26 protein-coding genes, 1 pseudogene and 1 riboswitch are annotated in these 21,595 nt (G+C 39.6%); of the genes and pseudogenes, 21 read left to right on the plus strand and 6 right to left on the minus strand.

All coding sequences use genetic code 11. The annotated features are described in order from the left end of the window. Nucleotides 1–12 precede the first annotated feature (12 nt). The 3 genes from G4407_RS05430 (at nucleotide 13) to G4407_RS05440 (ending at nucleotide 2,992) form a co-directional block, all read left to right on the plus strand. Nucleotides 13–1,371, plus strand: a complete 1,359-nt coding sequence (locus tag G4407_RS05430) for a GntP family permease (RefSeq protein WP_173688059.1) — start codon at nucleotides 13–15, stop codon at nucleotides 1,369–1,371. Between the two features lie 222 nt (nucleotides 1,372–1,593). Then, on the plus strand, nucleotides 1,594–2,598 hold the full coding sequence (locus tag G4407_RS05435; protein WP_243259234.1) for a carbohydrate kinase family protein: 1,005 nt from the start codon (nucleotides 1,594–1,596) through the stop codon (nucleotides 2,596–2,598). 1 nt (nucleotide 2,599) lies between these two features. Further along, nucleotides 2,600–2,992 (plus strand): VOC family protein, encoded by a 393-nt coding sequence (locus tag G4407_RS05440; RefSeq protein WP_173688061.1) that lies wholly within the window; start codon nucleotides 2,600–2,602, stop codon nucleotides 2,990–2,992. Nucleotides 2,993–3,164: 172 nt separating this feature from the next. Here the strand turns inward: G4407_RS05440 and G4407_RS17155 are convergent, their stop codons facing one another. Continuing rightward, nucleotides 3,165–3,413, minus strand: a complete 249-nt coding sequence (locus G4407_RS17155) for a helix-turn-helix domain-containing protein (RefSeq protein ID WP_173688102.1) — start codon at nucleotides 3,411–3,413, stop codon at nucleotides 3,165–3,167. Nucleotides 3,414–3,513: 100 nt separating this feature from the next. Here G4407_RS17155 and G4407_RS05450 point away from each other — a divergent pair, with 100 nt between their 5' ends. Beyond that, on the plus strand, nucleotides 3,514–3,942 hold the full coding sequence (locus tag G4407_RS05450; RefSeq protein WP_173688062.1) for a MarR family winged helix-turn-helix transcriptional regulator: 429 nt from the start codon (nucleotides 3,514–3,516) through the stop codon (nucleotides 3,940–3,942). 30 nt (nucleotides 3,943–3,972) lie between these two features. Beyond that, entirely contained in the window at nucleotides 3,973–5,250 is a 1,278-nt protein-coding gene (locus G4407_RS05455) for a cytidylate kinase family protein (protein WP_173688063.1), read from the plus strand. A gap of 214 nt (nucleotides 5,251–5,464) precedes the next feature. On the opposite strand, the gene G4407_RS05460 is transcribed toward G4407_RS05455, so the two are convergent. Further along, on the minus strand, nucleotides 5,465–6,796 hold the full coding sequence (locus G4407_RS05460; RefSeq protein ID WP_173688064.1) for an MATE family efflux transporter: 1,332 nt from the start codon (nucleotides 6,794–6,796) through the stop codon (nucleotides 5,465–5,467). Beyond that, complete coding sequence (locus G4407_RS05465; protein ID WP_173688065.1) at nucleotides 6,796–7,806, minus strand: LacI family DNA-binding transcriptional regulator; 1,011 nt, start codon at nucleotides 7,804–7,806, stop codon at nucleotides 6,796–6,798. Before G4407_RS05465 ends, G4407_RS05460 begins: the two co-directional genes overlap by 1 nt. Nucleotides 7,807–8,112: 306 nt before the next feature. Between G4407_RS05465 and G4407_RS05470 the strand changes: the two genes are divergently transcribed. The 10 genes from G4407_RS05470 (at nucleotide 8,113) to G4407_RS05515 (ending at nucleotide 14,262) form a co-directional block, all read left to right on the plus strand. Further along, entirely contained in the window at nucleotides 8,113–8,334 is a 222-nt protein-coding gene (locus G4407_RS05470; protein ID WP_173688066.1) for a helix-turn-helix transcriptional regulator, read from the plus strand. Further along, a complete protein-coding gene (locus G4407_RS05475; protein ID WP_173688067.1) occupies nucleotides 8,315–8,767 on the plus strand; it encodes a DUF6773 family protein in 453 nt (150 codons plus the stop codon). Before G4407_RS05470 ends, G4407_RS05475 begins: the two co-directional genes overlap by 20 nt. A 35-nt stretch (nucleotides 8,768–8,802) precedes the next feature. Then, on the plus strand, nucleotides 8,803–9,759 hold the full coding sequence (locus G4407_RS05480) for a 2-hydroxyacid dehydrogenase (RefSeq protein ID WP_173688068.1): 957 nt from the start codon (nucleotides 8,803–8,805) through the stop codon (nucleotides 9,757–9,759). Further along, complete coding sequence (locus tag G4407_RS05485) at nucleotides 9,740–9,916, plus strand: hypothetical protein (protein WP_243259231.1); 177 nt, start codon at nucleotides 9,740–9,742, stop codon at nucleotides 9,914–9,916. The genes G4407_RS05480 and G4407_RS05485 overlap by 20 nt, the downstream gene beginning before the upstream one ends. 149 nt (nucleotides 9,917–10,065) lie before the next feature. After that, nucleotides 10,066–10,500 (plus strand): Rrf2 family transcriptional regulator, encoded by a 435-nt coding sequence (locus G4407_RS05490; RefSeq protein ID WP_173688069.1) that lies wholly within the window; start codon nucleotides 10,066–10,068, stop codon nucleotides 10,498–10,500. 211 nt (nucleotides 10,501–10,711) lie between these two features. After that, nucleotides 10,712–11,107, plus strand: a complete 396-nt coding sequence (locus G4407_RS05495; RefSeq protein ID WP_004844992.1) for a pyridoxamine 5'-phosphate oxidase family protein — start codon at nucleotides 10,712–10,714, stop codon at nucleotides 11,105–11,107. Nucleotides 11,108–11,126: 19 nt separating this feature from the next. After that, a riboswitch (FMN riboswitch) is annotated at nucleotides 11,127–11,239 on the plus strand. Nucleotides 11,240–11,313: 74 nt separating this feature from the next. Beyond that, nucleotides 11,314–11,937, plus strand: a complete 624-nt coding sequence (locus tag G4407_RS05500) for an ECF transporter S component (RefSeq protein WP_173688070.1) — start codon at nucleotides 11,314–11,316, stop codon at nucleotides 11,935–11,937. Continuing rightward, the gene (locus G4407_RS05505; protein WP_173688071.1) at nucleotides 11,934–12,542 is read left to right on the plus strand and encodes a 4Fe-4S binding protein; all 609 of its coding nucleotides are present in this window, start codon (nucleotides 11,934–11,936) and stop codon (nucleotides 12,540–12,542) included. The genes G4407_RS05500 and G4407_RS05505 overlap by 4 nt, the downstream gene beginning before the upstream one ends. A gap of 2 nt (nucleotides 12,543–12,544) precedes the next feature. Continuing rightward, nucleotides 12,545–13,489 carry an SIR2 family NAD-dependent protein deacylase gene (locus G4407_RS05510; RefSeq protein WP_173688072.1) on the plus strand — a complete coding sequence of 315 codons (945 nt, stop codon included), beginning with the start codon at nucleotides 12,545–12,547 and terminating at the stop codon, nucleotides 13,487–13,489. Continuing rightward, a complete protein-coding gene (locus G4407_RS05515) occupies nucleotides 13,486–14,262 on the plus strand; it encodes a protein-ADP-ribose hydrolase (protein WP_173688073.1) in 777 nt (258 codons plus the stop codon). Before G4407_RS05510 ends, G4407_RS05515 begins: the two co-directional genes overlap by 4 nt. Before the next feature lie 93 nt (nucleotides 14,263–14,355). Here the strand turns inward: G4407_RS05515 and G4407_RS05520 are convergent, their stop codons facing one another. Next, nucleotides 14,356–15,243, minus strand: coding sequence for a LysR family transcriptional regulator (locus G4407_RS05520; protein WP_173688074.1), 888 nt, complete (start codon nucleotides 15,241–15,243; stop codon nucleotides 14,356–14,358). 232 nt (nucleotides 15,244–15,475) lie between these two features. Between G4407_RS05520 and G4407_RS05525 the strand changes: the two genes are divergently transcribed. Together G4407_RS05525 and G4407_RS05530 are read left to right on the plus strand one after the other, a co-directional pair. Then, complete coding sequence (locus G4407_RS05525; RefSeq protein WP_173688075.1) at nucleotides 15,476–16,246, plus strand: nuclear transport factor 2 family protein; 771 nt, start codon at nucleotides 15,476–15,478, stop codon at nucleotides 16,244–16,246. A gap of 33 nt (nucleotides 16,247–16,279) precedes the next feature. Beyond that, nucleotides 16,280–17,197: a nuclear transport factor 2 family protein gene (locus G4407_RS05530; RefSeq protein ID WP_243259233.1), complete on the plus strand. Its 918-nt coding sequence runs from the start codon at nucleotides 16,280–16,282 to the stop codon at nucleotides 17,195–17,197. 71 nt (nucleotides 17,198–17,268) lie between these two features. Here G4407_RS05530 and G4407_RS05535 read toward each other — a convergent pair whose 3' ends face one another. Continuing rightward, a complete protein-coding gene (locus tag G4407_RS05535; RefSeq protein WP_173688076.1) occupies nucleotides 17,269–17,505 on the minus strand; it encodes a DUF6061 family protein in 237 nt (78 codons plus the stop codon). A gap of 313 nt (nucleotides 17,506–17,818) precedes the next feature. On the opposite strand from G4407_RS05535, the gene G4407_RS05540 reads away from it, so the two are divergent. The 3 genes and pseudogenes from G4407_RS05540 to G4407_RS05550 form a co-directional block, all read left to right on the plus strand. Then, the gene (locus tag G4407_RS05540; RefSeq protein ID WP_039121379.1) at nucleotides 17,819–18,364 is read left to right on the plus strand and encodes a P-loop nucleotide/nucleoside kinase family protein; all 546 of its coding nucleotides are present in this window, start codon (nucleotides 17,819–17,821) and stop codon (nucleotides 18,362–18,364) included. 71 nt (nucleotides 18,365–18,435) lie between these two features. Beyond that, entirely contained in the window at nucleotides 18,436–18,759 is a 324-nt protein-coding gene (locus G4407_RS05545; protein ID WP_004613237.1) for a hypothetical protein, read from the plus strand. Nucleotides 18,760–18,901: 142 nt separating this feature from the next. Next, nucleotides 18,902–19,060, plus strand: a pseudogene (locus tag G4407_RS05550) (DUF1698 domain-containing protein); the annotation flags it as partial. Between the two features lie 122 nt (nucleotides 19,061–19,182). On the opposite strand, the gene G4407_RS05555 reads toward G4407_RS05550, so the two are convergent. Beyond that, entirely contained in the window at nucleotides 19,183–20,358 is a 1,176-nt protein-coding gene (locus G4407_RS05555) for an IS110 family RNA-guided transposase (protein ID WP_173688077.1), read from the minus strand. Nucleotides 20,359–20,625: 267 nt separating this feature from the next. Between G4407_RS05555 and G4407_RS05560 the strand changes: the two genes are divergently transcribed. Continuing rightward, entirely contained in the window at nucleotides 20,626–21,594 is a 969-nt protein-coding gene (locus G4407_RS05560; protein ID WP_195231478.1) for an MFS transporter, read from the plus strand. Nucleotide 21,595 lies beyond the last annotated feature (1 nt).

Below are 21,595 nucleotides of genomic sequence, written 5' to 3' on the forward strand. Positions count from 1 at the left end.
GAGGAAATGAAAATGTCAGAAACAGTATTTGCAGCAGATCCGGCAAGACTGCTGATCGCGGCGGCAGCGGGAATTGTTTTATTATTACTGCTGATCATTAAATTCAAATTTCATCCGGTACTGTCTCTGCTGATTTCTGCTCTGGTGATCGGACTCGGAGCCGGGATGCCGGTTCCGACTCTGGTAAATACGGTAGAAAAAGGTGCAGGAGAAACCTTACAGGGAATTGTACTGTTGATCGGTCTGGGTTCCCTGTTCGGAGGTATACTGGAAGTATCGGGTGGCGCACAGTGCGTTGCGCAGACACTGGTGAACCGGTTTGGCGAGAAAAAAGCAGGGATTGCACTTGGAATTACCGGACTTGTAGTTGGAACGACGGTTTTCTTTGAGGCAGGAGTTGTGATCCTGATTCCACTTGCATTTGGTCTGGCAAAGAAAACAAAAAAATCAACACTTTATTATGTAATTCCGCTTCTGGCAGGTCTTGCAACTGGTTTCGCGTTTATTCCGCCGTCAGCAGGATCCGTCCTGGTTGCCAATATGCTTGGAGTAGATCTTGGAGTTATGATTGCAGTCGGTGTACCGACCGGAATTTTATCGCTTATCTTTGCCGGGATTTTATGGTCAAAATTCATCGGAACAAAAATCCATACCGGACTTCCGACTACAGTTTCAGAAGTAAGGGAAGAGGAAGAAGCGAACCTTCCTAAATTTTCAACTGTCATTGCGATCATTCTTGTTCCGTTGGTACTTATTTTGTGTAGTACACTTTCGGAATATATTCCGGCACTTGACGGAGTACGACCGGTACTGGAATTTGTGGGAACGCCATTTGTAGCACTGATTATTGCAGTTCTGTGTGCGATGTATTTTCTTGGAAAAAAACAGGGGTATGACGGAGAACAGCTGAAAAAGATCATGGACAGATCTCTCCGGCCGACAGGACAGATCCTTCTGGTTATTACCGGAGGCGGAATTATCCGCTGGGTGCTTCAGGACTGTGGGATGGGAGACATCATCGGACCGGCACTGGAAAAGAGCGGTCTTCCGTTAATCTTAGTTGCATTTCTGATCGCAGCTCTGGTAAGAGCATCGGTTGGAGCGGCAGTGGTTGCGATGACGATGGCAGCCGGAATTATGGCATCCATGCCGGCGGTTGCAGGACTTTCGCCATTATACCTTGCAGCGATGGTCTGTGCGATTACCGGTGGCGCAACGGCATTCAGTCATGTGAATGATTCTGGTTTCTGGCTGGTAAGCTCCTTACTGGAAATTGATGAAAAGACAACCTTAAAATCATGGACGCTGATGGAGACGATTATCGGATTTACCGGTCTTATCTGTGCCCTGATTATCAGCATATTTGCTTAGGAGGAAAAAATGATTGCGAAAGTAATATTGGGAACCATGACAAATGCACGGAAACTGGTCAGCATTGCAGAGCGGATTTCCTGTGACGTAGAGCTTTGCAGTGGCAGATATGTGGTCAATGCGAAATCCATGCTCGGTGTTTTGAGTATGCCTGAATTTGAATACGGAGAACTGCATATCCACACGGACGAAGAAAATGAATGCAACCAGGTCCTGGAGAGACTGCTTGAAGCAGGACTTCTTGCGGATACCAATGATGCGGCAAAACGGTCGCTTTACGACATTACAACATTTGGTGAGATCCTGATCGATTTCACCTGGCAGGGAGTAAATGAAGACGGGCAGACACTATTTGCCCAGAATCCGGGTGGCGCTCCTGCAAATGTTGCAGTTGCAGTGGCAAAACTTGGCGGACATACCGCTTTTATCGGGAAGGCCGGAAAGGATATGCATGGAGAGTTTTTGAAATCTGTGCTGGAAAAAGAAAATGTGGAAACGGAAGGAATGCTTCTGGATGAAAAATATTTTACGACCCTTGCGTTTGTAAATATTGATGAGAATGGAGAGAGAACATTTTCTTTTGCAAGAAAACCAGGAGCAGATACCAGAATGGAAAAAGAAGAAATCGATGTTGATATTCTGGATAAGACCCATATTTTCCATGTCGGTTCTCTGTCACTTACGGAACAGCCGGCAAGAGATACCACACATTATGCGATCCGGCGCGCAAAAGAAAAAGGAAGTATTATCTCGTATGATCCGAATTACAGAGCCTCTTTATGGAAGGATGAGGAGACTGCAAAGAAACAGATGAGAAGTCTGGTCTCTTACGTGGATATCATGAAAATTTCAGATGAAGAAACAAAGCTTCTGACAGATAAAGAAAGTCCGGAAGAAGCGGCAGAAATTTTATTCCGGAAGGGTGTCAAGATCGTTGCAGTCACGCTGGGAAGCGATGGAGCATATCTGTACTGCAAAGAAGGCGGTGTACATATTCCGGGATTTGTGAGCAAAGCGGTGGACACCAATGGTGCAGGAGATTCCTTCTGGGGTGGATTTTTATATTGTATCAGCAAAGCCGGAAAGAGACCGGAAGCATTTACCATGGATGAACTGAAAGAGTATGTACGGTTTGGCAATGCGGTGGCAAGTCTCTGTGTAGAGAAAAAAGGTGCGATTCCTGCGATGCCGGAACTTGCACAGGTTGAAGAAAGGATGGGACGTTAAGATGGATCTGAAAACATATACAACAGGGATTCAGCATATCGGGATTCCGACAAATGATATTGAAAAAACAATTGCTTTTTATCAGAAACTGGGATTTGAGATCGCACTTCAGACGGTGAATGAAGAAGCAGACGAAAAGGTTGCATTTCTGAAACTGGAAACACTTGTGATCGAGACTTATGAAAATAAGGCTGCAAAGATGGAGAGCGGAGCAATTGATCATGTGGCGATCAATGTGAAAGATATAGAAGAAGTGTATCGGTATATTGAAGACAATCAGATGAATACAACAAATGACATCATTCATTTCTTACCGTTCTGGGAAAATGGGGTACGGTTCTTTACGATTGAGGGACCGAATAAGGAGAAAGTAGAATTTAGTCAGTATATGTAAAAATTCTGGCGTTTCTAAGTGGGGAAAGGAACGCCAGAGTTTTTGCATATATGATCGGGCAGATAAAAAAACGGATGCTAAGATTCAAAAAGAAACAAACTAAAAGTTGCAAAATGAAACAAAAGGAGGCCCAAGGGGAATCCATTCCTTGAGAAAGCGATTCTGACCGGAATCAGTTCTGCTCCTCCTTCTGGTAGGCTCCCGGCGGCATACCGACAATCCTTTTAAACACCGTAATAAAGTAATTATAATCATCAAAACCACAAGCATATGCAACCTCCGCAAGAGGAAGCTCAGGGCTGTTTAGCAGAAGCTCTTTGGCTTTCTCTATGCGGAGTTTTCTTATGAAAAATATGAGAAGATATTTGAACGGTATAAAAAGGTATATCAGGCGGTCAGACCTCTTGTGTAAAGAAGTTATATAAAAATAAGCATTTCACGGAACAATTGACAGAACAGGAAATAAAAGTTATAATTCAAACTGTTTGAATTATAACTTTTATTTTTTAGGAGAAAACGAGATGGATGAGAGTTTACACTATCTGATCATGGCAAATCAAATGCTGGTGCAGAAGGCTTTGATGGAGAGGATTAAGGATACCGGGCTTACAATTGGTCAGCCGAAAATCCTCGATTATTTAAAGACGCATGATGGAAGCAGTCAGAAAGAGATTGCGCAGGCATGCTTTCTGGAAGCAGGTTCCCTGACAACGATTCTGAATAAGATGGAGGAGAAGGGATTGATCGAGCGCCGGATCCTCAATGGGAACAGACGTACCTTTCACATTTTTATGACAGAAGAAGGGGAAGAAAAGCAGAAGCTGATTGATAAGAATTTTCAGCAGATTGAAGAAAGAGCTTTGAGTGGGATATCCGAAGAGGAGATGGAAAAGTTTATGTCGGTATCTAAGAAGATTTACTCAAATCTGCAAGAAAAAAGAAACGAATAAGTGCACAAAAGAAAGGAATGACAGAGAAAAATGAACAAATTAAAACGATATCTTTTATTTTTAGTGGGACTGTTTATCAATGCACTTGGAGTCAGCCTTGTGACAAAAGCAAGTCTTGGAACGTCACCGATTTCATCGATTCCATATGTGTTAAGTCTTCATTTCCCATTGACACTTGGAAACTTTACGATCATTTTCAGTATCCTTCTGATCGTATTGCAGATCCTGATTCTGAGGAAGAATTTTAAGATGGAAAATATTCTTCAGATTCCGGTTTCGGTTGCATTCGGATATTTTATTGACTTTACCATGTATCTGTTTGCCTGGATGAATCCGCAGAATTATCTGGTGAAGCTGATCTCACTTCTTGCAGGATGTATCGTGCTTGGCTTTGGTGTATATATGGAAGTAGTTGCAGATGTGGTTATGCTGCCGGGCGAATCCTTTGTCCGCGCGATCGTGCAGACCTGGAATACCAATTTTGGAACCACAAAGATCATCTTCGATTCATCCATGGCGGTCATTGCCGGAGTACTTTCCTTTCTGTTCTTCGGAAAATTAAACGGAGTGCGTGAGGGTACGGTCATTGCGGCACTTCTGGTAGGATTTATTGCAAGACTGTTCGGAAAACATCTGGAATTTGTCAAACCGTATTTATTCCCAGAAGAGTATGCAGCCAAAAAAGAAGAGCCTGTTGTTGAAAATACTGTAGAGGCAGGTCATAAGAATGTCATCGTCATTGGCAGACAGTATGGCTCAGGCGGACATGAGATTGGAAAAATGCTGGCAGAGAAGCTAGGATATGAATTTTATGATCAGGAGATCATTGAGATGGCTGCCGGAACAACAGGAATGACGCCGGAGTTTATCAGTAAAAGAGAAGAGTCCATGGCAAACAGCCTGCTTTATGATCTGTTCAATCAGATGTATCAGTATGGAAATGAGGAGGAAGAAGCTCCAAAGGACAAGATCTATGAGGCTGAGGCAGAAGTGATACGAAAGCTGGCAGAAAAAGGGAAATGCGTGATCATCGGAAGATGTTCAGATTATATTCTGCGGGATAACAGCCGGGTATTGAAAGTATTTTTCACCGCACCGATCGAGAGCCGTATCCGGCGTGTGATGAAACGTCTTGGCGTAGAAGCCAAAGATGCACAGCATAAGATCCACAGGGAAGATAAGATGCGTGCAGACAATTATCACTATTATACCGGCAGGATCTGGGGAGCAGCAGCGAACTTTGATCTTACGGTGAATACGGATCTTGGAATCGAGTATATTGAAAATTGTATTGAACGGATACTGTAAGATAAGTCTGTCAGAAAATAAGTCTGTCAGAAAAAATTTGTTTGACTTTTTGAAAAACAGGAAATATAATAATTGCAAACGAGTAGCAGTAAGCGTAATGATCAGCTCCCTGTCAAGTAGACAAGTAAAAAATCTAAAATAAGGTTACAGATATCCGTCGCATCTGACTCGATGTGACGGATATTCATATTATGAAAATCCCGCAAGAAGTAAATCAGCATAAACTAATTATCCATTTACGGCTTCTAAAGATAATTAACGATACAGTAAGCCGGAATAATTCCTCCGTAGTAAGCAATGTATACACACCAACAATTCCCCACTTGAATACATATGCCGCAAGCAGACACAGTGGAATTCCGATACACCATGTGCCAACAATATCAATAATCATAATGATTTTGGTGTTACCGCCACTTCTTATAATGCCTCCGCCAAGTATCATATTTTCCACCTTGACCGGAGCATACAAGGCAAATACGATAAGCAGTATCTTTCCAAGCTCTTTTACGCTGTCATCAACACGATAGAATCCGGTATATACTCCAGCCAAAAGAATGAGCAAAGCCGATACCGTTACTGCACCAAATAAGCCTGCATACATAATCTTCTTTGATTCTGTGTAAGCCTCATCATATTCTTTCCTGCCAAGCCTTTTGCCGACCATCACACCGGCAGCCGCTGACAATCCACTAAGTGCCCCTACGATAAGTCCCTGAATCGGACCGGTAAGTGTATAAGCTGCAAGGTTTGATGTGCCAAGATGCCCATAAACAGCAGATTCCACATTTTGCCCGAGACTCCATAAAAATTCACTGATCAGAATCGGCATAATCATGATCAGATAATCCCAGAGTGTGATTTTTTTAAAATGTAGAGATAATACCGGTTTATCTTCATCTTTTCTGATACATAAGACAAATCCAATAACAATAAATACCAGGTTAAACAACTGCGAAATAAGTGTGGCAATCGCAGCTCCCTTTATTCCCATACATGAAAATCCAAATTTTCCAAATATCAGCAGATAGTTCAGTCCTGTGTTTACAACAACTGCTCCAAAGCTTGCAAGAAATGGTATTGTGGCATGTTCTTTACAGCGCAGCCAGGAGGATAAAATATTGCTGACAGCCATTGGAAGATAAGAAAATGCTACGATTCTAAAATAAACCGCACCAGTATTTATAATACTCATATCTTTCGTATACAGTCCAAGAATCTGCGACGGAAAAACTCCGGCTGCAAGCAGGAATAATGCTGATATCACAATTCCGCAGATGAGACTCACATCAAAACTGCACCATGCTTCTTTTGTTTCTTCTGCACCAATAAACTGTGCAATTAATATTCCGGCAACCGTGCTTACCGCACCGATCACTACTGAAAAAATCAGTGAAAAATTACCGCATAATCCAACTGCCGATATATTTGTCTCGCCTAACTGTCCAATCATGATCTGGTCAACAATTGAAAATGATGCCTGCAACATACTTTGCAATGTGACTGGAATTGCTATTTTACACAACGATTTCATAAACTTTGACATTATAATTTCCTCGTACTTTCCCTTCTTATTAAATCAACCGGTAACACGATTTCTGTCTTATATTCTGCTCCATCGCGCATTGCCTCCAGACATTCAATTGCCGCCTTCGCTCTTAAGTTTGCTTCCTGATGAATCGTTGTGAGAGAAGGATTGCTTTCCCTGCTTGCCATGTTATCATCAAAGCCGATGATCTGGATATCCTCTGGAATCCGAATGTTCTTTCCTTGTAAAAATCTCATAAACTCAAGTGCATAAAAATCGGACACTGCAAAAACAGCGGTAACACTGTTTTCTGACAGTTGCATATAGTTATCTTCATAAAAGCACATTCTTTCCTTTTCTGTCTTTGGTATCTCCCATCTAAATGTTTCTCCCTGTTCAAAGGCTTTGCGAAACCCTTCGATGCGCTCTTTATCCATGCAGATGAAATTATCTGCTATGCATAATGCTTTTTTATGTCCCAGTTCCTTAAAATATTTTCCAGCCTGATAGCCGCCGTTATAATGATCGATGACCAAATTTACTACTTTCGAGCATTTTTCAAAATAGCCATCATACACTACAAACGATATCCGCATCTGATTTCTAAGGCTTTCATAATCAGCTTCACAAAATCCAATCAGAATCAGTCCATCCATATTCCACATGGATGCAAATACCGGAATCTCCTTGATATCAGATGTCGTTTTTATCATCAGAAAATATCCTTTTTCATTCACCTCATGGGAAAGAGCATTCAGCGATGACATCACAAATCCATCCTCTAAAACCCTGCCCTCATACTTTTCATGGTCATTCACCACTACTCCGATGATTCTTGAATTATTTCTTGCAAGCAAAATGCCAGCCATATTCGGAATATATCCCGACCTTTCAAGTTCCTGCTGGACACGTTTTACCGTCTCATCTGAAATCTTTTCTGTTTTGCCGTGAATCACTTTTGAGACAGTAGCAGTACTAAGACCTAACGCATCTGCAACATCTACGATTCGAATCCTGTTCTGTGCCATTTTCATTCCTTCTTCTACGATATTATGATAATGCTGGGGGGGTAAAAAAGCTCCCAACTATGATACTATGGTACCTTATGAAGGTGGAATTTACAAAGGTTAAGCGTATAACCCGTTACAAAAATTGAGCTCGATTTTTGTGAATTTTTACTATTATATTACACATTTTCCTCGGGGGACTCCCCCATCTTCTCGCTACTTTCTTCTTGTCTTAACCACTCTTGTTTTAGTATACAAGACAAAAAGTAAAATATAATTGACATTATGAAAAAGAAGTGTTACTTTATAAATGGAGGTGAACATAAAGTGGCAAAAAATATTGCGATTAAAGTGGCAAGGGCTGAAAAGGATATGACGCAAAAAGTCTTAGCAGAAGCAGTTGGTGTTTCAAGACAAACTATAAATGCTATCGAAAAGGGAGAATACAATCCCACAATAAAACTGTGTCGTAAAATTTGTCGTGTATTAGATAAACGTTTGGATGATTTATTCTGGGAGGATGATGAAGATGAAGAAAATGAAAAGTAATTTAGATGAACGCCAAGAATTAAAACTTCTTAAAATTGAACATAACGGATGTTGGCTTGCTTTTTGGGGATTGCTGATTGTAATGGCAATACAAATGATAGTGGGGAATGACAGTATTAAGAATCTTGCCGGAGAATGGGTTGTATTTATGAGTCTTGCATTATATCTTTCAATTGATTGTATTCGAAATGGAATTTGGGATAGAAAATTGAAACCGAATCTCAAGACAAATATCATAGCCAGTAGTATTGCGGCAGTATTGGCAGGGATTATATGGTTTGGTGTTTCCTATCGGAATTACCATAAACTTATTGGTTCAATTGCAACCGGAATTATTATGTTTGTGCAGGTGGAAATCTTATGCTTATTAGCATTAATGATATCTTCTAAAATATATAAAAGAAGAGTACAGAAACTTGAGGAAGATGAGTGATATATGAAGTGGAAAGTTGTGGAGGAATTTATAGTATGAATGATAAATGTGTAGTATTGAATGCAAAGAAAATGAATTTTGACCGAAAGCTGGATTTTTCTATTTTATCTTCTGATGTTACAGTATATGAAGATACAACAGAACAGCAGCTGACAGAACGTATTCAGGGCGCAGACATCATTGTAACAAAAGAGATGCCTGTGAATGCAGAAATGATACAGAGATTCCCGGAATCAGTCAAACTGATCTGTGAGGCAGGTACAGGATATAATAATATTGATCTTGAGGCAGCACGAAAGAAGGGGATTACAGTCTGTAATATCCCGGCATATAGTACAGAACGTGTGGCACATACTGCAATCATGATGATATTGAATCTGAGTTCTGCAATGCAGGTACAGATGAAGATGCTGACATGTGGAAATCATGATAACTTTACTAAAAATCTTCAGGTTCCTCATGTTGAGGTGAACGGAAAAACACTTGGTATTATAGGTGCAGGACATATTGGCAGAAAAGTCATAAAGATTGCGCAGGCGTTGGATATGAATATACTTGTGTACACCAGGACACCAAGGGAGGATGAGAATGGTATCCGTTATGTATCGCTTGAGGAATTACTTAAGAATAGTGATTATGTTTCCATGCATTGTCCACTGACAGAAAGTACAAAACATATGATCAACAAAGAAGCTTTATCACTTATGAAGCCATCCGCGTTTATCATTAATACTTCAAGAGGTGCACTTATTGATGAAGCAGCTCTTATAGAAGCATTGGAAAATGGTACGATTGCAGGAGCCGGACTTGATGTTCAGGAAACGGAACCACCTGAAGAAAACAGCCCTCTTTACACTATGGATAATGTCCTTTTGACACCTCATATGGGATGGAAAGGCCTTGAGACAAGACAGCGGCTGGTTTCTATTTTGGCAGATAATATAAAGAAGTTTATAGAAGGAAATCCGATCAATGTTGTATCAGGATTATAGTATCTGCGTATTAAAAGATGATCTGGATGGTTTTGTAGAACATCTGGAAGAATATAAGACCGCAGGAAAGATATATGCAGCAAACGTGATGGATGCTGGATTGGTTAAGAATCAAAGTGTTTTTAAAGAGGCCTATGATATGGGATATTCTATTTAAGCTATTGAGAAATTGGAATTTGTAAAGTATCTTCCTATTTTTCTAAAGCAGATTATTGGTTGTATTTATATTAGGTTTTTAACAACAATGTAACCATTGAAATTACATCTATTTTTTGATATGATTATTGTCGAAGAGAGGTGTTTATAATGCAGATTTCAAGCAGATTTACAATGGCAATCCATATGTTTACCTGTATAGATACATTTTCGAATCAGAAGATGACCAGTGACTTTATGGCAGCAAGCATTGGAACCAATCCGGTGATTGTCCGTAAAATATTGCAACAATTAAAGGCTGCTGGTCTTATTGAAGTTGCAAGAGGGACAGGCGGTGTGACAATTACCAAACCATTGGAGCAGATTACATTCCTTGATGTGTATAAAGCAGTGGAATGTGCACCAGATGAAGAACTGTTTCATTTTCATGAGAATCCTAATCAGAAATGTCCGGTAGGAAAGAATATTCACCATGTTCTTGATAAGAGGCTGTTAGAGGTACAGAGGGCAATGGAGGAAAAACTTTCAGAAATGACACTTGCTGATGTGAAAAAAGATATTGCAGTGTATACAGAGAAAGAGTAGAATACAGAAGGCTTCGGATACGTGATTATATCATCACAATTTCCGGAGCCTTTTAGTTTGTCATAATTAATGTAAAACTTTTAAAGGAAGTTGTAACAAAAAAAGTTACAAAAAGTTTGATGTAACTGTTGACATTACATCAAACAAATGCTATAGTACAAACATAAGATGTAACAAATGATGTTACAACAAATTAAGGAGGTAATTTAAAATGCAGAAAGTAGTAGAATTTTTACAGAAAAATCCGGTTCAGTACTTAGCAACAGTCGGAAGAGATGGAAAGGCAAAATGCCGTCCATTCATGTTCTGTTTTGAGCAGGACGGAAAGCTTTGGTTCTGTACTAACAACACAAAGGATGTTTACAAGGATATGTTAGCAAATCCTGAAGTAGAAGTTTCTGTTTCTTCGCCAGAATATGCATGGATTCGCCTTCATGGCAAAGCAGTATTTGAGGACAACAAGAGTGTAAAGGAAGGATGCATGAACAATCCTATCGTTAAGGGACAGTACCAGACAGCAGATAATCCTATTTTTGAGGTATTCTATCTTGAAAATCCTCATGGTTTAATCGCAGATTTCTCTGGAAATCCACCTTATGAATTTTAAAGATAATTAACAGAAAAATTACAGTCTTCGGGGCGAGGTGTAATTCCTGACCGGCAGTATAGTCTGCGAGCAAAAAGCTGATATGGTGCAATTCCATAACCGACGGTAAAGTCCGGATGAGAGAAGATATGATAAAGCAAGTCCCGCAGGAAATCCCGTCCTGCGGGCTGTTTTAAATTCAGGCATATCTCACAAAAAGGAGATTTATGAGTAACAATACAGCAACTATTAAAACAAGAAAAAATTTAGTTTCTACAAGGACAATAACAATGACAGCTCTACTGGCAGCTATATCATATGTGTTGGCTTTTTTAGAGTTTCCGGTTCCTTTGAGTCCATCATTTGCACGAATGGATCTGTCAGATTTACCTGCACTGATTGGATCATTTGCGTTTGGACCGGTTACAGGAGTGATGATAGAATTGATAAAAAATATATTACAGCTTCTGTCAACATCAACAGGAGGAATTGGTGAACTTGCCAATTTCTTGATGGGTGCATCCTATGTACTGGTTGCCGGTTTTATATACAAATACAAAAAGACAAAGAAAATGGCGATGTGGGCATGTGTTATTTCAAGCGTAGTTATGGGAATAGCCGCAGCGATTGTAAATTATTTTATTCTGCTACCCCTGTTTGAAACATTTATGCCGCTGGATCAGCTGATCGCATCATTTGGTGAATTTCTGCCATTTATTAAGACAAAATTGGACGTTGTGCTATTCAATGCATTGCCGTTTAATATCTTAAAAGGTTTGGTGATTGGAGCAATTGCCATGATGATATATAAAAAACTTACACCGATACTGAAAGGAGAGAATTTGAAATGACAAAAATGGATTATCTCAAACTTCTTGTGGATGAAATTCATTCAACAACAGTTGCAACGATAGGTTCAGATGGACATCCTCAGACAAGAATCATAGATATGATGTACTATGATGAAGAAGGCGTGTATTTTCTTACAGCAAAGGGAAAAGCATTTTTTGACCAGTTAATGGATCAGCAGTATGTGGCAATATCCGCAACAAAAGACAAAATTGCGGTGTCCCTGCGTGGAAAAATAAAGAACATCGGAAAAAAGAATCTTGATATTATGTTTGAAAAAAATCCTTATATGAAGAAAATCTATCCGGGAGATACGAAAGATGCAATCGAAGTGTTTCGGTTGTATGAGGCACAGGGAGAGTATTTTGATATCAGCAATCCATCAAATATTGTGAGGGATACTATAACAATCGGGAAAACCGAAGCTGTTCAGACAGGTTATTTTGTTGGAAAAGACTGTATCGGATGTAAGTTGTGTTATTCTGTATGCCCGCAAAAGTGTATTGATATATCTTCAGTTCCGGTTACTATCAACCAGAATCATTGTCTGCATTGCGGAAGATGTGCAGAAATTTGTCCGAAGCAGTGTATTGAGAAAAGAGGTTAATTATGATCTTTAAGAAAATCAGAAAAGGGCATATTAACTGGCAGGATTTTTTATGTAGTATTCCGGCAAGGGATTATGTATTCCAAAAGGATGCATATGAAGACCAGATTGACAGGACAGCAGAGTATATAAGAAATGCAGACTGTGTTATAATCGGGGCAGGAGCCGGGGCATCGACAGCGGCAGGAATCCAGTATGGCGGCAAAAGGTTTACGGACAATTTTGCAGAATTTATAAAAAAATACGGTGGGCACTACATGACAGATATGTATACAGCCGGATTTTATCCGTATCCGTCCGAGGAGGCAAAATGGGGATACTGGTCAAAACACGCATTGATGAACCGCTTTGATCCTCCGGCGTTGACGCTTTATACCGAGCTTTATGATATTGTGAAAGACAAGGAATATTTTGTACTGACAACCAATGTGGATCATCAGTTTTATAAAGCGGGATTTGATGAAAAAAGAATATTTGCAACACAGGGAGACTATGGAAAAATCCAGTGCCAGAAAGCCTGTCATCCAAAGACTTACGATGCAAAAGACCTGTTTCGTAAAATGGATAAAACAAGAAGAGACTGCCTGATTCCATCAGAGCTTGTACCAAAATGTCCGGTGTGTGGCGGCAATATGGCTATGAATCTCCGTTGTGATAATTATTTTGTGGAAGATGAAGCGTGGCATGAGGCAGCCGACAGGTATGCGAGTTTTCTGGAACAGAATAAAGATAAAAAGGTTGTTCTTTTGGAACTTGGAGTTGGATTTAATACGCCGATTATTATACGTTTCCCTTTTGAAAAGATGGTGCGGGAGAACTCATCATACAGCTTGATACGTCTGAATATGGACGAAGCGGTAGTGCCGGAAAGCTTCGGGGAACGTGCAATCGGTATTGGCGGTGATATGGCAAAGACAATTGCTGATATAAGGGGGCTGGTATTATGACACAGGACGAGCGAAGAGAATATCTGATTCAGTATCTTTTAAAAGAAGAAATACGGTTTGGCAGACAGAACATTCCTACGGACAAGCAGGGGCAGGAAAATCTGCTCCGCTCACTTATGAATGTCAGACCGCCAAGACCAATCAGTAATGATTTTTTAAAAATACAGGATGAGTATCTTACAGAAAGAAATATAGAGCGTGGAATCACGGATGTTGCCACGCTTGCATCTGTAAAATTCGATTCGAGATTATATATCTGGCAGGGTGATATTACTACTTTGAAATGTGATGCAATCGTGAATGCGTGCAACTCACAGATGCTTGGATGTTTTTCACCGATGCATGCCTGCATCGATAATTTTATTCATACTTATGCAGGAGTTGAGCTGCGACTGAAAATGCATGAGATTATGGCAAAACAGGGACATGAAGAAGAGACCGGCAAAGCAAAGATAACATCGGGCTACAATCTTCCGGCAAAATATATTCTTCATACGGTAGGACCTATTATACAATGGGAAGTTACAAAAGAAGATGAAGCTCTGCTTGCAAGCTGTTACAGAGAGTGCTTAAAGCTTGCAGCTGATACAGGTGTGGAATCTATTGCATTCTGTTGCCTGTCCACAGGAGTATTCCGTTTTCCGCAGCAGAGGGCTGCTGAAATCGCAACGAACACTGTAAAGCAGTATCTTGACAAAGACAGCAGAATAAAAAAGGTAATCTTTAATGTATTTAAGGATGAAGATTTAAAGATATACAATGGATTGTTATAAGTGTCTGTTGAAATATCCTATATACCCTAATTAGCAAAAGGGACAGAATAAATTTCTGCCCTTTTGCTGATTTTTAAGTTCTAATGAATCTTTTTATCTAATATTTTCTATTATGAATGACATAAATTTATGTGCTGCATTACTCAATCGTTCGTAGTCCTGATAAATGAAAGCAATACTCCACGTAATATCTTTATCATCGAATGGAACCATGACAAGATTTCCATAAACGCCTTGATCATACATCGGCTCAAGACTTAATGCGACTCCACGCCCCTTATTTACCAGACTGATCAGTTGATTTGCATCCGATGATTCAAAGGCGACCTTCGGTTCAAAATGATATTTTTTTGCATAATGCCACACCAGATTTTTGTAATACGATTTCTTGTCAAGCATTAGGAAATTCTCATTTTCCAGTTCTGAAAAATTCACCGATTGTTTTTTTGCCAGAGGATTATCTTTGTGCACAAAAAGATATAAGGGAAATGTTTTCACCAAAGTATATGGAATCTTTTCGCCATGCCGATTCTCTGGGATTGCAAGAAGTCCTAAGTGTGTCACGTTTTCTTCAACATATTTATCACAGTCTACGTCAGACAATTCTAACATTTCAAGTGTTATGTTTTTATATTTCTCCTGAAAATCAAACAACAACTCCGGATCAATACATCGAAATATCAATGGTGCACAACAGAATTGTAGCTTCACGGGCTGACTCTCGAAATGTTCTGTAACTTCATTTAATACATGATGATACTGCGTCACCAGAGGACTAAATTTATTTAGAAGATACATTCCTTCTTTGGTAAGGCTTATTCCTTTTACAGTTCTTTGGAATAGCTGACAGCCCAATTCCTGTTCCATGCCTGCGATACATCTGCTCAATGCCTGCTGTGAGATATAAAGTGCTTCTGCCGCTTTGGACATAGATGTGTATTCACAGGTTTTTAAGAAATATTCTATATGCTTAAATTCCATCGCTATCACTTCCTTTCACATACATTATACTACAATTTCAAGTTGTAGCCCATACAAATTTTCAGCCATTTTTCAAATGTGCCGACTGCGTTATAGTATAGTTACGGCAAGGGAAACGAACGATGCAAGCTCATCATTCACCCAGGCAAACATCAGAAAGGGAGGTAACAAAATGTCATTTCTGAAAAAACTTTTTCATCATAAACCCTACACATACAAGGAGGATACTAACATGACAAATAAAGACAAGGCATTAGCACTCATTAACACATTTGCAACTGGTGATACAGATGCAGCAAAAAATTTACTGGCTGAAGGATATATTCAGCACAATCTGGCTTACGGTACAGGTAGAGATGCTTTTTTAGGCTCTGTAACTTATCTCGCATCCGCACCGGTAAAAACAACTGTCAACAACATTCGTGCATTTGAAGATGGCGACAAAGTTTTCTTACAGACTGTGTATAATTTTGCAGGTGTCGGCGAGCAGGTAGCATTTGATATTTTCCGCTTTGACAGCAATGGAAAAATTGCTGAGCATTGGGATAATCTTGCTGCAAAGGCTGAGCCAAATCCATCAGGACATACACAGATTGACGGCAGCATGGAAAAAGAACTTGTAAATGCAGAAGAAACACGCAAAATTGTCTCTGCGTTTGTAGGTGATGTTCTCCGTGGCGAGCATCCGGAAAAGCTGACCAGCTATTTTGATGGAGATACTTATATTCAGCACAACACAGGAATTGCGGATGGGCTTTCCGGACTCGGAGCAGCTCTTGAAGCTCTTGGCAAACAGGGCATTCAGATGATTTATGATCAAACTTATCAGGTACTTGCAGACGGAAATTACGGTCTTGCAGTAAGTGAAGGCTCTTTTGGAGGTGCTCATACAAGTTACTACGATCTTTTCCGAGTTGAAAACGGCAAAATCGTCGAGCATTGGGATGTAATGGAAACTATCGCTGATGAATCTACATGGCAGAATCAGAACGGCAAATTTTAAAACACATTATAATATTTTAGGAGGACTCACACTATGAAAAAAATTATCACACTTCTTTTAACCGCAACTTTAACAATGACTGCATTAGCAGGATGTTCAACATCCAGCAACAACGCTGACAACACTGCTTCTTCCAACAGTGCAACTACACAGGAGACCGAATCGACAAAAACTGAACAGACTCAGATCGAAAAAGCACTCGCATTGATCGATACTTTTGCAACCGGAGATACCGATACTGCTAAAGAATTGCTTGCAGAAGATTATATTCAGCACAACCTTGCCTACGGTACTGGAAGAGATGCATTCATCAGTTCTGTCGAATACCTGGCTTCGGCAGATGAAAAAACTACTGTTGAAAACATCCGGGCATTTGAAGATGGTGACAAAGTATTTCTTCAGACTGTTTACAATTTTGCAGGTGCTGGCGAGCAGGTGGCATTCGACATTTTCAGATTTGACAAGGAAGGAAAAATCGCTGAGCACTGGGATAACCTTGCTGCAAAGGCTGAGCCGAATCCATCAGGACATACACAGATTGACGGAACTACGGAAGTAACCGATCTTGACAAAACTGAAGAAAATCGCAAACTCGTGGAAGATTTTCTTTATGATGTTATGCAGGGCAATAATTTAGATAAAACACCAGACTATTTTGATGGTGACACATATATTCAGCATAACACCGGCATTGCTGATGGCGTATCCGGTCTGAATGAAGCACTTGCAGCACTTGCTGAACAGAATATTCAGATGATTTATACTACTACTCATCAGGTGCTTGCTCAGGGAAACTTTGTACTGGCAGTAAGTGAAGGTACCTTTGGCGATAAACCAACCGCTTACTATGATCTTTGGAGAGTAGAAAACGGCAAGATTGCTGAGCATTGGGATGTAATGGAAACGATTGCCGATAAATCCACATGGCAGAATCAGAATGGAAAATTCTAATAAATTTTAATAAAAGTCCTCCTTCAAAAATAGTAAGGGGGAATTTTATCATATGTTTTTAACAGGAAATATTAAAGTTCAAGTGAATCTTCTGCATCTACCCACATCTGCAAATTTCCATCAAGATATAATCTTGCATATTCAAGAGGATCATCAATGGCGAGTGCGTTTAATGCACAGTCTGATCCAGGTGTAGTCTTTAAATTCTTTTCAGCTTCCAAGCAGTCAATGCGAAGCATATAGCCGGCACTTGTGTAAACATCAATACTGTTGCGCTTGGGATTGTATTCTGCAAATATTGTTCTCATCGTATCAAATCTCCTTATCGTTAAATCAATCATTTGTTGCAAAAATCAGAAGCATTTCAATCAGTTCACCATGTCACTTTTATTTTGTGTTATACTGTTTTATAGAATTTTCTTGCCCTTGTATTTGCCCTTATCAGAGTTCGTAAACACTGGTGGGACGATATAACACAAGGGAAACAATAAGGGAAATCTCACCTGCGACAAATTCAGTGTTTTCAAGGGTTTGCGGAGAATTTAATAACAAAATATAACAGTTATTAAATCTCTTAAAACAGGTGAAATCTCAATCGGAAGTTGTGGAGGTAAAATATAGATGAATCAAGGTAGAATTATTGTAATCACAGGTGCGCCGGGGACAGGAAAAACTACAACGGCATCTGCTGTTGCAAAAGAATCAGATTTGGAAAAGTCTGTGCATATGCACACAGATGACTTTTATCATTATTTGAGTAAAGGGGCAATACCACCGCATTTGCCAGAATCAAATGAGCAAAATTTGATTGTCATTGAAGCGTTTTTAGAAGCTGCGAAGCGATATGCTCGTGGTGGATATGATGTAATTGTAGATGGTATTGTAGGACCGTGGTTTTTAGAGCCGTGGCTCAACATTGTTCAAGAGCATTATGAAGTACACTATATCGTTTTAAGGGCAAGTAAAGAAGAAACTATGAAGCGAGCTATCGAACGCTCAAAGTTAGACAGAGAAACAAATATTGAATTAGTTGAAACAATGTGGAAGCAATTTTCCAATTTAGGAATCTATGAATTAAATGTTATAGATACAACTACGCATTCAATCAAAGATACTGTTTCAGCAGTAAAAGAAAAAATAGTAAGCGGTACGGCTTTACTATTTTAGACAATTCCAATTTGTATAACAGGAATTTATCAGAAAATGAGGAATAGTTGAAATGGAGGCGCTATAATAACATGAAGATTGAAGGGAACCAGAAAGAACTGGATGCAATGGTAGAATTTCATAAGGGAAACCGTGTCGAGGGACTGAGACTGCAAGAAGAATTTGCAGCGGAATTTCGTAAGGAGTATAAAGACAAAGATCACTGTCCTTGCCTGAAAGCCTGTCGTTATCACGGAAACTGTAAGGAATGTGTAGCAATCCACAGAGCGCATCAGGAACATGTTCCTAATTGTATGCGACCATTGATTAATAAAAAATTGAAATTGATGTCAGAATTAACAGAGCATACCTTGGCAAATGAAATAGAAGCTCCACATGAGATTTTAAGAAAATAGGCAAGTCAAATTCCCGTTTATTGGGAAGTCGCAGAGAACGAAAAATCGGAAGTTTACAGCGAGGTGAAAGAGGTTGAATTATGTAGAATATGGAAAAGAAAACAAATATGATGATAATATATTTTTTCAAAAATACAGTCAAATGAGTCGCTCACAGCAGGGACTAGCCGGTGCAGGAGAATGGGAAACATTGAGAAAGCTGCTGCCGGATTTTAAAGATAAGCGTGTGCTTGATTTAGGATGCGGCTATGGATGGCACTGTATTTATGCGATGGAACACGGAGCGTCTTCTGTTGTAGGTGACAAACTATAAATAGTCAAGAGTTTTTTTGAGAAATTTTGTGTAATAAAAAAGGGTAACTTTAATAGACCATCTGAAAATATCGTATTTCAGATGGAGCAGATAAATATATAGGGAAGATATTAACGTAGTTTCTGAGCGTTAAAGTCTACATCTTGCCTCTCCAATGCATAGATGACTCTAATCAGTTTCTTTGCAACGTGAGTAATAGCTACCCGGTGTTTTTTGCCTTCTGCCCGTTTCTTTGCATAATAGGTTGCAAAGGTTAAGTCAAAACGGATTAAGGGAAGGCAAGCATTAAGCAGAACGTAACGTAGTTGGGAAGAACCATGTTTTACCATTCTGCCACCATGAGACTCAGTGCCGGAGTCATTTATTCCTGGTTCAATTCCAGCAAACGCAAGCATCTGACTGGGATTGGAAAAGTTTGATATGTCACCATATTCAGCATAAATAACAGCTGCTGAAATAGGACCGATACCAGGGATGGACATATAGTGAGGATGTACTTCTTCAATAAGTCTAGTAATCTCGGCTTCAAGGTTTTTTATTTCCTTGCAGAGAGAGTTGTATAAGGTCAGCAAACTGTTTAATTCAATGTCAAAGATAGAATTATTGACACCAACTGTGTTAGCAGCCAATTCTTTCAAACGAAGGAACTGTTGTATAGAAAATTTACCTCTTGAAATACAGCGTAGTTTGTCATAAGACACAGAATTCATATGAGCCATTTTTTCAGCAGAACCATAGTTTTCAAGGAGATAGATAGCAGTTTTGGAAAGCCGTTCATTGAAAAAAGGTTTAAATTCTGGAAAGGTATGATCTAAAACATTTGTTATCTTCACAAGATAAAAAGAACGTTGACGAATTAATCTATCTCGCAAACGAGTTAGTGACTTCAAGGAATAAGCGTGGTAAAATCCTTTTGAATGGGGTTTGTACTCAACAGTCATTAACCACCGAGCTATTGATTCACAGTCAACAGAATCGGTTTTGGTTCGCCTTAAAGTAGTTGATTTTTTGTATTCCTTGATGAGGACTGGATTAACTTCCATAAAGCTGTGGTTGGCATTTTCAAGGAAGAGTTCAAGATTGAGGGCATAATGGGCAGTTGATTCAAACCCTATTTTTATATCCTCAGAATTGGAGAGAGAATTAAGAGAAATCAGCAGTTGTTCAAAACCATCCTTATCATTAGTGATGGTAAATTTAGAAACAATCTGCTGGTCGGCTGCAGAAATAATGCAACAATCATGTTTGTACTTGGAAATATCAATTCCAACAAAGTACATGGACATAGAGATTTACCTCCTGAAATAATATTTAGCACTGCTGTCTTCCACAGAGAGTTCGGCTGTGTAATCACGTAAATAGAAACGTCAAGCGTTAACAAACTAATTACCAGTAATAGACGAAAAGCTGTGGTCTGAGTCACCTCCGAACAGTCAAAGCTGTAATGATATAGGTACAGATCCACAGTGCTTTAAGTATTATAATGGAGTATTCAATAAAACCCAAGATGTTGGGAGAAAGGAGAATAATCCATTACCCTCAAAAGAGGATAATTGGATTATACGAGTGTTATGGGAACATTCCGCGCAATTGGAAATTATGGGGCTGGAATGTTGATTTCAATTCTTACTATCCCGATTACCAATATGCTTGGCGGAACACAGCAGGCATGGATCAAATATGGAGTTGTGATCGCACTGGTATGCCTGCTACTGTTTCTGATCTGCTACCGTAATGGCGTCCGTACCAAATTTGCTTCTGATTATGAGAACGAAGCATTTGTAGAAGAACAGGACGAAGAGGAAGAGAATGTTCCATTTAAAGATGCGATGGGAATGCTGTTTCGGAATAAATACTGGCTCATTGTCCTTTTATTTAACCTGATCACATCTATTTCAACAAGTGTTGCTGCATCTTCTGGCACTTATTACTGTAAATGGATTTTTGGGAATGACAATCTGGTATCGTTGATCGGAGCACTTGGAATGCTTGCAACGGTTGCAGGATTTATCCTGGCGCAGCCGATCATAAGCAAAGCAGGAATTCAGAAGACCGTATATTTTGGACTGATCGGAGCAGCTGTGATGGCAGGAATCCGTTGCTTTGTCCCAGAAAATTTTGCTCTCTATATTGTAACAAGCCTGATTGGAAGCTTTGTACAGATTCCATTAATGTGTCTGTATGGTGTACTTACAGCTATGACAATTGATTATAATGAGTGGAAATATGATAAGCGGATGATTGCCATCTCTGGTGGAGCAGTCAGCTTTGGAAGTAAAGTAGGAGCAGGGCTTGGAGCAGCAGTGCTTGCACTGATCCTTCAGGCAGGACATTACGATGCAACATTAGCAGCAGCTACGACATCCATGAAATACTCCATTTATGCATTTTCCAACTATCTGCCTTTAATCATGAATCTTGTCATGTTTGTTGTTTTTATGAGATTTGATCTTGAAAATAAACTTCCACAGATGAAAGAAGAGGTAGCAGCGAGAAGGGCAGCACAGCAGAAACAGGAGTAAA

Source organism: Allocoprococcus comes (assembly GCF_013300725.1).
Classification (GTDB): domain Bacteria; phylum Bacillota; class Clostridia; order Lachnospirales; family Lachnospiraceae; genus Allocoprococcus; species Allocoprococcus comes_A.

Bases quoted from the DNA above. Each gene is read 5' to 3' on its own strand.
- G4407_RS05430 (WP_173688059.1), top strand. From the start codon at position 13: ATGTCAGAAACAGTATTTGCAGCAGATCCGGCAAGACTGCTGATCGCG.
- G4407_RS05440 (WP_173688061.1), top strand. From the start codon at position 2,600: ATGGATCTGAAAACATATACAACAGGGATTCAGCATATCGGGATTCCG.
- G4407_RS05450 (WP_173688062.1), top strand. From the start codon at position 3,514: ATGGATGAGAGTTTACACTATCTGATCATGGCAAATCAAATGCTGGTG.
- G4407_RS05455 (WP_173688063.1), top strand. From the start codon at position 3,973: ATGAACAAATTAAAACGATATCTTTTATTTTTAGTGGGACTGTTTATC.
- G4407_RS05460 (WP_173688064.1), bottom strand. From the start codon at position 6,796: ATGTCAAAGTTTATGAAATCGTTGTGTAAAATAGCAATTCCAGTCACA.
- G4407_RS05465 (WP_173688065.1), bottom strand. From the start codon at position 7,806: ATGGCACAGAACAGGATTCGAATCGTAGATGTTGCAGATGCGTTAGGT.
- G4407_RS05475 (WP_173688067.1), top strand. From the start codon at position 8,315: ATGAAGAAAATGAAAAGTAATTTAGATGAACGCCAAGAATTAAAACTT.
- G4407_RS05480 (WP_173688068.1), top strand. From the start codon at position 8,803: ATGAATGATAAATGTGTAGTATTGAATGCAAAGAAAATGAATTTTGAC.
- G4407_RS05485 (WP_243259231.1), top strand. From the start codon at position 9,740: ATGTTGTATCAGGATTATAGTATCTGCGTATTAAAAGATGATCTGGAT.
- G4407_RS05490 (WP_173688069.1), top strand. From the start codon at position 10,066: ATGCAGATTTCAAGCAGATTTACAATGGCAATCCATATGTTTACCTGT.
- G4407_RS05495 (WP_004844992.1), top strand. From the start codon at position 10,712: ATGCAGAAAGTAGTAGAATTTTTACAGAAAAATCCGGTTCAGTACTTA.
- G4407_RS05500 (WP_173688070.1), top strand. From the start codon at position 11,314: ATGAGTAACAATACAGCAACTATTAAAACAAGAAAAAATTTAGTTTCT.
- G4407_RS05505 (WP_173688071.1), top strand. From the start codon at position 11,934: ATGACAAAAATGGATTATCTCAAACTTCTTGTGGATGAAATTCATTCA.
- G4407_RS05510 (WP_173688072.1), top strand. From the start codon at position 12,545: ATGATCTTTAAGAAAATCAGAAAAGGGCATATTAACTGGCAGGATTTT.
- G4407_RS05515 (WP_173688073.1), top strand. From the start codon at position 13,486: ATGACACAGGACGAGCGAAGAGAATATCTGATTCAGTATCTTTTAAAA.
- G4407_RS05520 (WP_173688074.1), bottom strand. From the start codon at position 15,243: ATGGAATTTAAGCATATAGAATATTTCTTAAAAACCTGTGAATACACA.
- G4407_RS05525 (WP_173688075.1), top strand. From the start codon at position 15,476: ATGACAAATAAAGACAAGGCATTAGCACTCATTAACACATTTGCAACT.
- G4407_RS05530 (WP_243259233.1), top strand. From the start codon at position 16,280: ATGAAAAAAATTATCACACTTCTTTTAACCGCAACTTTAACAATGACT.
- G4407_RS05535 (WP_173688076.1), bottom strand. From the start codon at position 17,505: ATGAGAACAATATTTGCAGAATACAATCCCAAGCGCAACAGTATTGAT.
- G4407_RS05540 (WP_039121379.1), top strand. From the start codon at position 17,819: ATGAATCAAGGTAGAATTATTGTAATCACAGGTGCGCCGGGGACAGGA.
- G4407_RS05545 (WP_004613237.1), top strand. From the start codon at position 18,436: ATGAAGATTGAAGGGAACCAGAAAGAACTGGATGCAATGGTAGAATTT.
- G4407_RS05555 (WP_173688077.1), bottom strand. From the start codon at position 20,358: ATGTCCATGTACTTTGTTGGAATTGATATTTCCAAGTACAAACATGAT.